This is a genomic window from Methylobacterium sp. CM6241 (genome assembly GCF_054817845.1).
On sequence record NZ_CM139246.1, the window covers coordinates 4,660,760 to 4,673,711 of the forward strand.

The 12,952-nt window shown below is 64.8% G+C and carries 12 protein-coding genes; 1 reads left to right on the plus strand and 11 read right to left on the minus strand.

What is annotated here, in order from left to right:
* Nucleotides 1-30 precede the first annotated feature (30 nt).
* Complete coding sequence (locus ACYQR9_RS21900) at nucleotides 31-456, plus strand: DUF2147 domain-containing protein (protein WP_461228032.1); 426 nt, start codon at nucleotides 31-33, stop codon at nucleotides 454-456.
* On the opposite strand, the gene alaS is transcribed toward ACYQR9_RS21900, so the two are convergent.
* The 11 genes from alaS to ACYQR9_RS21955 form a co-directional block, all read right to left on the minus strand.
* Nucleotides 449-3,127: an alanine--tRNA ligase gene (gene alaS, locus ACYQR9_RS21905; RefSeq protein WP_461228033.1), complete on the minus strand. Its 2,679-nt coding sequence runs from the start codon at nucleotides 3,125-3,127 to the stop codon at nucleotides 449-451. The two genes, ACYQR9_RS21900 and alaS, sit on opposite strands and share 8 nt — an antisense overlap.
* 289 nt (nucleotides 3,128-3,416) lie before the next feature.
* Nucleotides 3,417-4,508: a recombinase RecA gene (gene recA / locus ACYQR9_RS21910; protein WP_056432636.1), complete on the minus strand. Its 1,092-nt coding sequence runs from the start codon at nucleotides 4,506-4,508 to the stop codon at nucleotides 3,417-3,419.
* 132 nt (nucleotides 4,509-4,640) lie between these two features.
* Nucleotides 4,641-7,310, minus strand: a complete 2,670-nt coding sequence (cckA, locus tag ACYQR9_RS21915; protein WP_461228034.1) for a cell cycle histidine kinase CckA — start codon at nucleotides 7,308-7,310, stop codon at nucleotides 4,641-4,643.
* Nucleotides 7,311-7,430: 120 nt separating this feature from the next.
* The gene (gene flhB / locus ACYQR9_RS21920; protein ID WP_461228035.1) at nucleotides 7,431-8,498 is read right to left on the minus strand and encodes a flagellar biosynthesis protein FlhB; all 1,068 of its coding nucleotides are present in this window, start codon (nucleotides 8,496-8,498) and stop codon (nucleotides 7,431-7,433) included.
* Between the two features lie 50 nt (nucleotides 8,499-8,548).
* On the minus strand, nucleotides 8,549-9,313 hold the full coding sequence (gene fliR / locus ACYQR9_RS21925; RefSeq protein ID WP_056432627.1) for a flagellar biosynthetic protein FliR: 765 nt from the start codon (nucleotides 9,311-9,313) through the stop codon (nucleotides 8,549-8,551).
* Nucleotides 9,314-9,344: 31 nt separating this feature from the next.
* Nucleotides 9,345-9,611 (minus strand): flagellar biosynthesis protein FliQ, encoded by a 267-nt coding sequence (gene fliQ, locus ACYQR9_RS21930; protein WP_027174271.1) that lies wholly within the window; start codon nucleotides 9,609-9,611, stop codon nucleotides 9,345-9,347.
* 204 nt (nucleotides 9,612-9,815) lie between these two features.
* Nucleotides 9,816-10,133: a flagellar hook-basal body complex protein FliE gene (fliE, locus tag ACYQR9_RS21935; RefSeq protein ID WP_056432623.1), complete on the minus strand. Its 318-nt coding sequence runs from the start codon at nucleotides 10,131-10,133 to the stop codon at nucleotides 9,816-9,818.
* 29 nt (nucleotides 10,134-10,162) lie between these two features.
* Nucleotides 10,163-10,573, minus strand: coding sequence for a flagellar basal body rod protein FlgC (gene flgC / locus ACYQR9_RS21940; protein WP_056432620.1), 411 nt, complete (start codon nucleotides 10,571-10,573; stop codon nucleotides 10,163-10,165).
* Between the two features lie 34 nt (nucleotides 10,574-10,607).
* On the minus strand, nucleotides 10,608-11,033 hold the full coding sequence (gene flgB, locus ACYQR9_RS21945) for a flagellar basal body rod protein FlgB (RefSeq protein ID WP_056432617.1): 426 nt from the start codon (nucleotides 11,031-11,033) through the stop codon (nucleotides 10,608-10,610).
* A gap of 766 nt (nucleotides 11,034-11,799) precedes the next feature.
* A complete protein-coding gene (locus ACYQR9_RS21950) occupies nucleotides 11,800-12,018 on the minus strand; it encodes a hypothetical protein (RefSeq protein WP_461228036.1) in 219 nt (72 codons plus the stop codon).
* A gap of 115 nt (nucleotides 12,019-12,133) precedes the next feature.
* Nucleotides 12,134-12,790: a YoaK family protein gene (locus tag ACYQR9_RS21955; protein ID WP_461229871.1), complete on the minus strand. Its 657-nt coding sequence runs from the start codon at nucleotides 12,788-12,790 to the stop codon at nucleotides 12,134-12,136.
* Nucleotides 12,791-12,952 lie beyond the last annotated feature (162 nt).

Consider the following 12,952-nt stretch of genomic DNA (forward strand, 5'->3'; position numbering starts at 1 on the left):
CGTGACCATTCGAGAGCAGAAAGGATCATCATGACGTCGAGGCAAGTCACCTCACGGCCCACCGTTGCGCTTTTGATGGCGCTGGCCATGACCGGGGCGGCCTTCGCCCAGAAGGGCATCGACCCGAGCGGGGTGTGGTTGACGGAGAACAGCGATTCGAAGGTGCGGATCGCGCGTTGCGGAAGCGGCTATTGCGGCACGCTCGTCAGCGTTCCCGGTCCGGGGCTGGATTCCAAGAACCCCGATGCGTCGCTGAAGTCCCGTAGCCTCATCGGGATTCAGATCATGAATGCCGGTACCCCGTCGGGGGACGGCTATGACGGCTCGCTCTACAACCCCAATGACGGCAAGACCTATTCGGGAAGTCTCACGGTGAAGGGGCCGAACGTCGTCGAGGTCGCCGGCTGCGTAATGAGCGTGTTCTGCAAGCGGCAGACCTGGAAACGCGTCAACTGACCGACAGCGCTTCGCGGATTGCGTCGATGGCGGCCTGGGCGCCCGATCCCTCCGGTCCGCCGGCCTGTGCCATGTCGCGGCGACCGCCGCCGCCCTTACCGCCCAGATGCCCGGCGCCCGCCCTGACGAGGGCGACCGCGTCGTAGCGGTCGGTGAGATCCGCGGTCACCCCGACCACGAGACCGGCTTTTCCATCGGCCGACAGCCCGACCAGAGCGACGATCCCGGAGCCGATACGGCTCTTGCCGGCATCCACCAGGCTCTTGAGATCGCGGGTCTCCACGCCTTCCACGACCTTGGCCATCACCTTGATGCCGGCGATCTCGGTGACGCCGTCATCGCCCCCCGACGTGCCGCCCATCGCCAGCTTCTTCTTGGCTTCGGACAATTCGCGTTCCAGGCGGCGGCGATCCTCGATGAGGGCGCTCAGTCGCTCGGGCACGTCGGCGCTCTGGGACTTCAGCAGGCCTGCGATCTGGCTCAGGGTGCGGCTTTCCTCGGCGCGGTGACGCCGGGCGGTTCCCGCCGTCAGAGCCTCGATCCGGCGTACGCCGGCACCGACCGCGCTCTCGCCGAGCACGGTGATCTGGCCGATCTCGCCCGTACGGGCCGCATGGGTGCCGCCGCAAAGCTCGATGGAGAAGGCCGGAAGCCGGCCAGCTTCGGCGAGTTCACCCTGGTTGTCGACCGGACGCCCCATGGAGACGACGCGAACCTCGTCGCCGTATTTCTCGCCGAACAGCGCGCGGGCGCCGGAGGCGACGGCCTCGTCCTGGGCCATGAGCTTGGTCACTACCGGCGTGTTCTGCAACAGCACGGCGTTGGCGATGTCCTCGACGGCGCGAAGTTCGGCCTCGTCCAGCGGTTTGGGGTGGCTGAAATCGAAGCGCAGCCGCTCGGGGGAGACCAGCGAGCCCTTCTGGGCCACGTGGTCGCCAAGTACCTGACGCAAAGCCTCGTGCAACAGATGCGTCGCCGAATGGTTTGCCCGGATGGCCGAGCGTCGGGCATGATCGACGGCAAGCTCGACCGGCTGGCCCATGGCGAGCCGACCTTCGTCCACGGTGACGTGGTGAACGAAAAGATCGCCGAGCTTTTTCTCAGTGGCGGTGACGCGCGCCTGAAGGCCGGTGGCAGAGAGTAGGCCGGTATCGCCGACCTGACCGCCGGATTCGGCGTAGAAGGGTGTCTGGTTGACGAGGACGAGGCCGGTCTCGCCCGCCGACAGGCCGTCGACCTCGCTGCCTTCACGCAGGATCGCGGTGACGATGCCTTCGGCGCTCTCGGTCTCGTAGCCAAGGAACTCGCTGGCGCCGACGCGCTCCTTGATGCCGTACCAGACGGTCTCGGTGGCGGATTCCCCGGAGCCGGTCCAGGCCGCTCTCGCCGCTTGGCGCTGGCGCTCCATCGCCTGGCCGAACGCCTCCGTGTCCACGCCGATGCCGCGCGCCTTCAAGGCGTCCTGCGTCAGGTCGAGAGGGAAGCCGTAGGTGTCGTAGAGGGTGAAGGCGGTCTCACCGGACAGGTTCTGGCCCTGAACCAGCGAACGGCTTTCCGAATCGAGGATGGCGAGGCCACGCTCGAGGGTACGGCGGAAGCGGGTCTCCTCAAGGCGGAGGGTTTCCGAGATCAGGCTCTCGGCGCGGGTGAGTTCGGGATAGGCCTGACCCATCTCGCGGACCAGGGTGGGGACCAGGCGGAACATCACCGGCTCGCGGGAGCCGAGGAGTTCGAGGTGGCGCATGGCCCGGCGCATGATGCGGCGCAGGACGTAGCCGCGGCCCTCGTTCGACGGCAGCACACCGTCGGCGATGAGGAACGAGACCGAGCGCAGGTGATCGGCGATGACGCGGTAGGAGGCGACGTTTCCTGCCTCGGGGGGACGGCCGACGGCGTGGCTCACCGAGTCGATCAGCGCCTTGAACAGATCGGTGTCGTAATTGCTGGTGACGCCCTGGAGGATCGCCGCCATGCGCTCCAGCCCCATGCCGGTATCGATGGAGGGGCGTGGCAGAGCGAGGCGGTTGCCCGGCTCGATCTGCTCGTACTGCATGAAGACGAGGTTCCAGAATTCGAGGAACCGGTCGCCATCCTCGTCGGGCGAACCGGGAGGACCACCCTGCAATCCGGGGCCCTGATCGATGAAGATCTCCGAGCAGGGACCGCATGGGCCGGTATCACCCATCTGCCAGAAATTGTCCGACGTGCCGATGCGGATGATCCGGTCGTCGGAGAAGCCGGCGATCTTGCGCCAGAGCCCGGCCGCATCCTCGTCATCCGCGTAGACGGTGACGAGGAGCCGGTCCTTCGAGAGGCCGAACTCCTTCGTGATCAGGCTCCAGGCCAGTTCGATCGCCTGCGGCTTGAAATAATCGCCGAAGGAGAAATTGCCGAGCATCTCGAAGAAGGTGTGGTGGCGCGCGGTATAGCCGACATTGTCGAGGTCGTTGTGCTTGCCGCCGGCACGGACGCATTTCTGCGCCGTGGTGGCACGGTTGTAAGGCCGCTTCTCGACGCCGGTGAAGACGTTCTTGAACTGCACCATCCCCGCATTGGTGAACATCAAGGTCGGGTCGTTACGGGGAACGAGGGACGACGACGGCACCACGGCGTGGTCCGCCTTGGCGAAATAGTCAAGAAAGGCCGACCGGATCTCGTTGACGCCGCTCATCGTGAAATGACTCTGTCGTGCGCTTGGGGCGGTCGAGACGACAACCCGAGGCTTCTTCGTGGCTTGCGCCCTCATAAGGAGGCCGGACCGTCGAGTCACGCCCGCTCCGCGATCGTGCGTTCCTGTTTCTTAACGCTGCACCCTTCGAACGCTCGACGGCGCTCGTCTCTGGACTTGGCGATCGACCAAAGAGCGAGCATCGGGCCGATTCGCACCGATAGGATAGTCCGAACATGAAAGAGGCCGCCGCGATGGTCCGCGACGGCCTCTTTCATGACTTACGAGGCGATCAGGCCTCGCCTTCGTCCAGATCGTCCGCCGTGGGCTTGGCGGTCTCGAGGATCTTGTCGGCCAGCAATCCCGAATTCTGCCGGATCGCGGCTTCGATCTTGTTGGCGATGTCCGGATTGTCGCGCAGGAACCCCTTCGAGTTCTCGCGGCCCTGGCCGAGGCGCTGGCTCGCATAGGAGAACCAGGCGCCGGACTTCTCCACGATCCCGGCCTTCACCCCGAGGTCGATCAACTCACCGACCTTCGAGACGCCCTCGCCGAACATGATGTCGAACTCGACCTGCTTGAAGGGCGGCGCGACCTTGTTCTTGACGACCTTGACGCGGACCTGGTTGCCGATGGCCTCGTCACGATCCTTGAGGGTCGAGATACGACGGATATCGAGGCGCACCGACGCGTAGAACTTCAGTGCATTGCCGCCGGTGGTCGTCTCCGGGCTGCCATACATGACGCCGATCTTCATCCGGATCTGGTTGATGAAGATGACCATGCATTTCGAACGCGAAATCGAGCCCGTGAGCTTGCGCAGGGCCTGGCTCATCAGGCGGGCCTGAAGGCCGGGCTGGCTGTCGCCCATCTCGCCCTCGATCTCGGCGCGGGGCGTCAGCGCCGCCACCGAATCGACCACGAGCACGTCGATAGCGCCCGAGCGCACCAGGGTGTCGGTGATCTCCAGGGCCTGCTCGCCGGTATCGGGCTGCGAGATCAGGAGATCGTCGAGCTGCACGCCGAGCTTGCGTGCATAGACCGGATCGAGAGCGTGCTCCGCATCCACGAAGGCGCAGACGCCGCCCTTCTTCTGGGCCTCGGCGATGGTGTGAAGGGCAAGGGTGGTCTTGCCTGATGATTCGGGGCCGTAGATCTCGATCACCCGGCCACGCGGCAAGCCGCCGACGCCGAGCGCGATGTCGAGGCCGAGCGAACCGGTGGAGACGGTCTCGACCTCCGCCACCTTATCGTTCTTGCCGAGTCGCATGATCGAGCCCTTGCCGAAAGCACGCTCGATCTGGGACAGCGCGGCATCGATCGCCTTCGCCTTGTCCTTGTCCACCATCGGGGAATCCACAACTTTCAGCGCGGGCTGAGCCATTCGTCGGCATCCTTATGCATGGGGAGAGCTCAAGGCTCAATGTGCCTCGGATGCGAATGATGTACTTGTTTTGTTCTCTTTTTGCAAGGTGCCGGGTGCTGATTTCGCATCATTCGGCCGGAGAACGTCGCCCTAACGGGCGATCGTCTCCTTCACCGTTTCCACGAGCTGCTTGAGGCTGAAGGGCTTGGGCAGGAAGTTGAAATCCTCGCCGTCGGGCAGGTTCTTGCGGAACGCGTCCTCGGCATAGCCAGATACGAAGATGACCTTCAGATTAGGACGGTGCTTGCGCAGTTCGCGTAGCAGCGTCGGGCCGTCCATCTCCGGCATCACCACGTCGGAGACGACGAGGTCGATGGTTTGGTCGACATCGCTGATGAGGGCCAGGGCGTCGAGGCCCGAGGCCGCTTCCAGCACCGTGTAGCCCCGTGCCGACAGGGCCCGGCTGTTGACCGCGCGGACCGGGTCCTCGTCTTCCACCAGCAGGATCACGCCCTGTCCGGTATGATCGGGCGAGGGTTTGCGCGGGGCGGATTGTCCGCCACTGCCGGGCTTTTCGAGGTCACGCGCTCCCCTGAGCCGGCTGGCGGCGATCTCCGCGTTGCTCTGCGGGGCAACGGCGACGGTGATCTCCGGAACGGGCTCGGCCGCAGGCTCGTGACGCGGCAGGTAGATCCGGAAGGCGGTGCCGCTGCCGACGGTCGATTGCACGTCGATGGTGCCGCCGCTCTGCTTGATGATGCCGAAGACGGTGGACAGGCCGAGGCCGGTCCCCTTGCCGATATCCTTCGTGGTGAAGAAGGGCTCGAAGATCTTCTCCATCACGTCGGGCGGGATACCCTCGCCGGTATCGAGCACTTCGATCAGGACATGGTCGCCCGCCGGTGCGCCGGGCTGGCGCTCGTTGGTCTCATGGCCTTCGAGGATGTTGGCGGTGCGGATGAGCAGCTGGCCGCCATTCGGCATCGCGTCGCGGGCATTCACCGCGAGATTGACGATGACCTGCTCGAACTGGTTCACGTCGGCCTTGATCGGCCAGATGTCGCGCCCGTGCTTGAGGTCGAGATCGACACGCTCGCCGAGCAGGCGCTTCAGCAGCAGCGTCAGATCGGACAGGGCTTCGCCGACATTCATCACTTCCGGGCGCAGGGTCTGACGCCGCGAGAAGGCCAGCAGCTGCCGCACCAGGCTCGCGGCCCGGTTGGCGTTCTGCTTGATCTGCATGATGTCCTGGAAGGCCGGATCGGTCGGCCTGTGGCTGGCCAGCAGAAGGTCCGAATAGCCGATGATGGCCTGGAGGACATTGTTGAAATCGTGCGCGATGCCGCCGGCGAGCTGGCCCACCGTGTCCATCTTCTGGGTCTGGGCGATCTGCTGCTCGAGCTGGCGCTGCGCCGTGGTGTCGAGGGCATAGAGGATCACGCGCTCGCGGTCGGCCGGCGTGGCCGCATCCGCTGCTGCCGAGGTGTCGCCGCCGGCCGGGCTGAGCCAGACCCGCGCGGAACGGTTTCCCGGCCCCGCCAGCGCCACCTCGATCGGTTGGACTTCCACGGTCCCGTCGGCGGCCTTCACCAGGGCGCCCTCGAGGACGGCCCTGTCGCGGTCGAGCAGGGCTTCCCACATCGTCGGCTCGGTGCCGAGCTCGCCACGCCCATCCGGCACGGCCTGGCGTGGGGTGCCGCCGAACAACCGGGCGAAGGACGCGTTGGCCCGGGCGATGCGCCCGGTCCGGTCGAGGGTCGCGATGGCGATGGGGCTGTTGTTGAGGAAGCGGGCGAGCCGCACCTCGGCGGCGCGCTGCGGCTCGTCGCTCTCGGCCCCGGCGGAGCGGTTGAGCACGAAGGTGCGCGACGGGCCCGGCTTGCCGTCCTGGCCGAAGGCGACGCGATGGTAGAGCCGGGTCGGCAACGGCTGGCCGTTGCGGCGCCGCAGGTCGAGGTCGAACCGGTCGGTGCGCACCTCGCCGGGCAATCCCTCGGTGGCGGTGAGCACGTCGGCGCTGGGCGCAATATCGGGCAGGCGCAGCCCGCCTGACCCCACGGTCGCGAGGTCGTAGCCGAGCCAGAAGGCCAGCGTCGCGTTCATGTAGACGATGGAGCCTGCCGGATCGATGGACAGGAAGCCGGCCGGCGCATGGTCCAGATAATCGATCGCGTGTTGAAGCTCCTGGAAGACGTTCTCCTGGCGCTCGCGCTCGTGCGTGATGTCGGTGACCGTCCACAGGGTCGCCGGGAGTCTCGGCCTCTCCACCGCGCGCACTGCGATGCGGAACCAGGCGAAGGCGCGCTCGGTCTCGCCCTGAGGCGGGGGCGCCATGCGGATTTCCTCCACGTGGCCGCGCCCGTCATGGGCTGCCTGGGCGAGGCGGTAGACGGCCTCCGACACATCGGGTGAGCCGACGAAGACGCGCTCCACCGGCCTCAGGTTGGAGAAGGTCTCCCCGCCGGAAATACGGAGATAGGCTTCGTTGGCGTAGATCAGGCGGCCGCCATCCTCCACCACGATGGCGCCTTCGGGCGACGCGTCGACGATGGCCTTGGTGATGTCGTCGCGCCCGGTCTGTCCCGCGAGCTGGAGCGCGCCGATCGCCAGGGCGAACAGGCAGAACACGCCCGCCATGGCCAGCAGCGCGAGGAGGCCGAGGATCAGCGGCTGCGCCTGTTCGTTCGCGACGAAGGACAAGCCTACCGCCGCGCCCACGAGAAGTCCGGCGAGAACGAGGAGCAGTCCGACCCGCCCAGGCCTCTCCGACCGGTCGATGGCGCTCGACACCGGTTTCGTTGGTCCGCTCACCTCAGCCATTTCGGCGCCATTCCACCCTCGACCGATCCCGGTTAGCGCCCGGGCCGCGTCGGCAGCAAGGGTATCCTCAGGACGTCACGGACCAGTCTCGTCAAAAAAGGTGCATAAAGCGTGGCGTTTTCACGCCGCGCGGCGCTTCAGCCGCATGACGAAGCCGATCACCTCCGCCACCGCGCGGTAATGTTCCGCCGGAATCTCGGAATCGATCTCCACCGTGGCATGGAGCGCCCGGGCCAGCGGCGGGTTCTCCATGATGGGAACATCGTGCTCCTTGGCCACGGCCCGGATGCGCAGCGCCAGGGAATCGACGCCTTTGGCAACGCAGATCGGAGCCGCCATCCCGGCCTCGTAGCGCAGGGCGACGGCGTAGTGGGTGGGGTTGGTGACGATGACCGTGGCGGTCGGGACGTCGGCCATCATGCGCTTGTTGCCCCGCGAGGCGCGGATCTGCCTCATGCGCCCCTTCACTTCCGGATTGCCCTCGCTCTCCTTGTGCTCCTGTTTCATCTCCTCCTTGGTCATGCGCAGCTTCGAGCGCCAGCGGAAGCGCTGATAGAAGGCGTCGCCCATGGCGATGACCACGAACATGGCGAGCATGCCACCGAGAAGCTTGAGGGCGATGCCCAGGATGGCAGGCAGCATCGCCGCGGGGTCGAGCTGGGCGAAGACCTCGAGCCGATCGCGCTCGTTCCACAGGATGGTGCTGGCGACGACCCCCACCAGCATCAGCTTGGCCAAGCCCTTGATGAACTGGACCATGGCCTCCACGCCGAAGATGCGTTTGACGCCGGCCATCGGTGAGATGCGATCGAATTTCGGCATCAGGGCATCGGTGGAGAAGACCAGGGGGTGCTGGACCAAACCGCCGGCGAGGCCTGCAATGACCACGAGGCTGACGGGAATCATGAGCGCCTGGCCGCAGATCAGCAGCATCCTCATCCCCATCTCGGTATAGGCGGTGGGGTCGGAGGGGACCTGATGCGCGTTCATCAGAAAGGCGCGCAAGCTGACGAGCAGGTCCTTGGCGATCGTTCCCGATGCCAGCAGCAGCGCCATCATGAAGGCGGACAGGATGAAGAAGGTGTTGACCTCGATGCTGTTGGCGACGTTGCCCTGCTCGATCGCTTTCTCGATGCGCCGCTGAGTCGGCTCTTCTGTCTTGTCTTCCTGATCGCTGTCGTCGGACATGGCTCAGCGCTCCCCTGTCCGCTGTCTCACAGGTCCTTTCGACACTGCCGTCACCGCCCGGTCAACTCGCCGAGATAGCGGCCGATGTCGTCGAGGAAGACACCCATCATGATGCCGAGGCTGCCGAACAGGATCAGCATGCCGATGAGGACGGAGGCCGGCACGGCGATGAAAAAGACCTGCATCTGCGGCATCAGGCGCGAGAGCACACCGAGCCCGACATTGAACAGGATGCCGAACGCGATGAACGGCGCCGAGATCTGGACCGCCAGGAGGAAGCCCCGCGCCATCGCCCGAAGGGCGAGCTGGGCCGCCTCCCCCATGGCCAGCACGCCGCCGGGCGGCAGCATCACGTAACTTCGCCCTATGGCGTCGAGAGCCACGTGGTGCAGATCCGTAGCGAGGATGAGGGTGATGCCGAGCATCATCAGGAAATTGCCGAGCGCCGCCTGTTGGCCGCCCTGCGTCGGGTCCACGGTCATCGCGTAGGACAGGCCCAATTGCTGCGAGACGATGACGCCCGTGGTCTGCAATGCGGCCAGCACCATGCGGACGGTGAGGCCGAGGACGAGCCCGATCAGCAATTCGCCGATAAGAAGCGAGATCAATCCGGGGGCCGCGAGGGTGGCGCCCTGCATCGGCAGGAGCGGGCGCACCATCGGGAACAGGATCAGCGAGACCAGCAATGCGAAGGCGAGGCGGATCCGCGGCGAGACGGATTGTTCGCCGAGCCCCGGCAGCAGCATCATCAGCGTGCCGATACGCGCGAAGGTGAGCAGGTAGGCCGCCGCGATGCCGGGCAGGAGCAGGTTCATGACCCTGCATAGCAGCGCCCGGCCCGGCGCGTCATCCGCCGGATACGATGCGGGCGGCGATGCGGGTCATGTAGCCGGCGAGCGCATCGCCCATGAAGGGCAGCATGAAGAGAAGCGCTGCGAAGACCGCGACGATCTTGGGCACGTAGATGAGTGTCTGTTCCTGGATCTGCGTCAGCGCCTGGAGCAGCGAGACCACGAGACCGACGACCAAGGCGACGATCATCAGCGGTCCTGCGACCTTGAGAAAGACGAAGATCCCGTCCCGGGAGACGTCGAGGATGGCAAGGCCGGTCATGGAAGTGAGCTCGCGGATTGTTTCGGGGCGGCGGCGATGTCGGCCGGCATCTCGTCTGCGCCCTCATCCTGAGGTGCCGGAGCGGAGGCCTGGAAGGAGGGCTCCAGTTCGCTCGCCGGGCTCTGGAGGGCTCCTTCGAGGCCCGCTGACGCGGGCACTTCAGGATGAGGAGGCGGGCAGGAAGGCAAAGAAAAGCGGTGGCGACTAGATCTGCATCCGCATGATTTCCTCATAGGCGGAGATCACGCGGTCCCGGACGGCGACCAGGGTCTGGAGTGCCGTCTCGCTCTCCGCTACGGCGGTCACCACATCGACGACGTTGGCCTTGCCGCCCGCTACCGCCAGGGTTTGCGCATCGGCCTTGGCGCCGCTCTCGCCGATCTTGTCCAGGGCCGAGGAAAGAAGCGACGTGAAGCCGCCATCCGCTGCAGAAGTCGGGGCGATCTTGGGCGCGCCGCCCTTCATGCCGCCGATATTCTGGACGGCGGCGTAGGCTCCTGCGGCGAAGGCGTTGGTCGGCATGGCGGCGGACTTTCGGAGGGAGAGGAGCGTCAGGCCTTGAGGATGGCGAGGGTGGCGTTGATCATCTTGCGGGTCGCGGTGACCATGTTCAGATTGGCCTCGTAGGAGCGCTGTGCCTCGCGCATGTCCATGTTCTCGATCAGCCCGTTGACGTTGGGCATCCGCACTTCACCGCGCGCATCGGCGCTGGGATTGCCGGGATCGTATTTGGTGCGGAACGGCGAGGGATCGCGCCTGACCCGCCCGGCCTCCAGCATCGACGCGCCGGTCTCCCGGTCGATGTGCTGGGTGAAGGTCGGGATCTTGCGCCGGTAGGGTTCGGCGCCGACCGCGCTCGGGGCCGAATCAGCATTGGCGATGTTTTCGGCGATGATCCGCATCCGGCCCGACTGGGCCTTGAGACCGGATGCGGCGATGGTCAGGGATTTGAGGAAGTCCACGGCAGGTTCTCCGCAAGCTCAGAGGGCGGGACGATCAGCGCTTGCCGATGGCGATCTTCAATTTGTCGAGGCTCTTCTGGTACATCGTCGCGGCGAATTGATATTCGGCCTGGTTGTCACCCGCCTTCATCATCTCCTCCTCCAGATTCACTCCGTTCCCGCTCGGCCTGATCTCGAAGCCATTGAACCGGCGGGGATCGGCACCTGGTCCTTCGGGACCGCCGTTCAGGGCGATGTGGGCCGGGCTGGTGACCGCGAGGCCCGAGTTGCCGCCCATGGAGCCTGCCGGCTGAGCGAGGTCGCCGGCTCCGTTGCCGAAGCGCGGGCTCGCGAGATCACGCGGTTTGAAGCCCGGCATGTCGGCGTTGGCGACGTTCTCCGAGAGTAGCTTCTGGCGCGTCTGGTGCCATTGCATCCGGGTGCGGAGCATGGACAGGATGGGAAGGTCGGTGACGGACACGGTGCTCGAAGCCCCTCGGCGCCGCCAGAATCTCCCGGAGCGCTGGGCAAAATCTGCCGCCTCCATGGTTAATGTTCGGTTAAGAACATTCCTGGACGCGACCGGCGTTCGGGGCGGAAATTTTGTGTTAACGAAGTCTTAAGGAAGAATGCCTGACCAAAGGCTGACCGGGAGATCGGCTCCCGCACGCGCTGCCCAATCAAACCGAGTTAGCAGATAGCTTTGATACGGCCTGATGTGCCGCTCGTGAACGATGACGGGTCCGTTTTCGCTCCTCCTCCAGCACATAGCTGAGCTTTACCAGGACCATGGGACATCCCCCGCCTCTGCAGAGCGGATTATGCCAGATGGCCAGACGGAGGCTGATAATATAAATTTACATGTTTACTGATTAACAGGCTAGTTGGATTTTGCTTGCGCCATTAGAGTTCTCGTTTCGGCTGGGCATAGTGTATTCGCTGATCAACAGATTTAGTCTCTCCGTTCAGGCGAGGACGAAGAGCGCCATTTCGCAATGAAATAAATGGCAGCCATAATCAGCAGAATCGGGATGCTAAACCATAGCCATCCCATATCCGGGTAATGGCTGCCCGCTGGGCTGGGGGCCGGTTGGGTCCGACCCGCTTCGGTATGTGGTTGGTCTACGGATTGTGCGAGTGAAGCAGTCGTAGTCACCACCCATATTGCTGGGGTAAGTCGTCTCGCTTTGGACATGACGGATCACTTTCACGCTGACAGTTGCGAGGACGCGACAGCCGGACGCTGATCAGGGGTTCGGTAGGGTTTCATCCTGCTCGACCGCGTTGGTTATCTCGTCTCCCGTCATCCATTGCACCCCTGCGGGGGAGTGAATGGCATGCGCGAATAACCCCATTTGAAGTTTCGTTTTGGCGGCTGCCAGGGCCTTCTCGGAGCTTTCATGCTCCTCGTGATTCCATTGCCCGCCGGCTCGGTTGGTGCTGTCGCCCCATTGCAAGATCCACATCGCGTGCTCCTTCTTTGAGGATCAATCCTGCAATACCCCCGGCTGGTTCCGCGTACGGTGTCGGACAGTGACGGGTCGGCAATCAGATTGACCTTCGGCGTCTTTCAGCCGTCCTTCAGACTCGAACCCGATGCGTCCTTGCGAAGAGCGCAGCCAGAGTCGCGAGGCAGGCCGTCAATCCAGCCGGGAAGATCAAGGCGAAGATACCGATGGCGCTGTAGACGGCGGCACCGCCAATGGCTCCGATCAGCAGGGCCAACCAAACCGCGGCATCACCAATCCAGCCCAACGGCGGTCCCGTCCTCGTGAAGGCAGCGGCGATCTTCTGACCTAGGCTGAACAGCGCTCCCGTGATGAACGTCGTTCCCGCTCGGAAGCCCTGCACCGAGCCGAGGACCGCGTTCTGTGCGCCCATGGCGAGAGCCAGGAAGAACGACACCAGACCTAAATCAGGCAGTTGCAGCCCGAGGGCGAACGCTCCGAAGACTAGGATGGCCTCGTAGGTCAAAACGATCGTCGTCTTCCAAGGCGCGGGCGTGACGATCGACAGGCCGCTGGCAATGGTCGACCCGAGCAGGAACGTGGCGATCAGGACTGCCGGTTTTACGATGCCGTCCACCGCACCGTGAGAGATCGACACCCCCATCTGTGTGGTGTTGCCACTCATGAACGATGTGTAGAGCCCGGTGAGCTGAATGAACCCGATGGCATCGATGTAGCCCGCCAGCCCGGTGAGCAGCAGGCCGAAGGTAAGTTGCGACGGTCGGTTCAACATCCCGCTCTTTGATACGCACGCACGGTTCGCGGCGCTGCCAGTCTACCTTGCCGTCCTGACGGCGTCTGGCGCAAGAGCCGGATGGGAGCGGCTCCCGACACGTTAGAACGGGTCGCCGGGTGATGGTCCGGCTGGACTTTTGAAGGACGCCATTGCCGG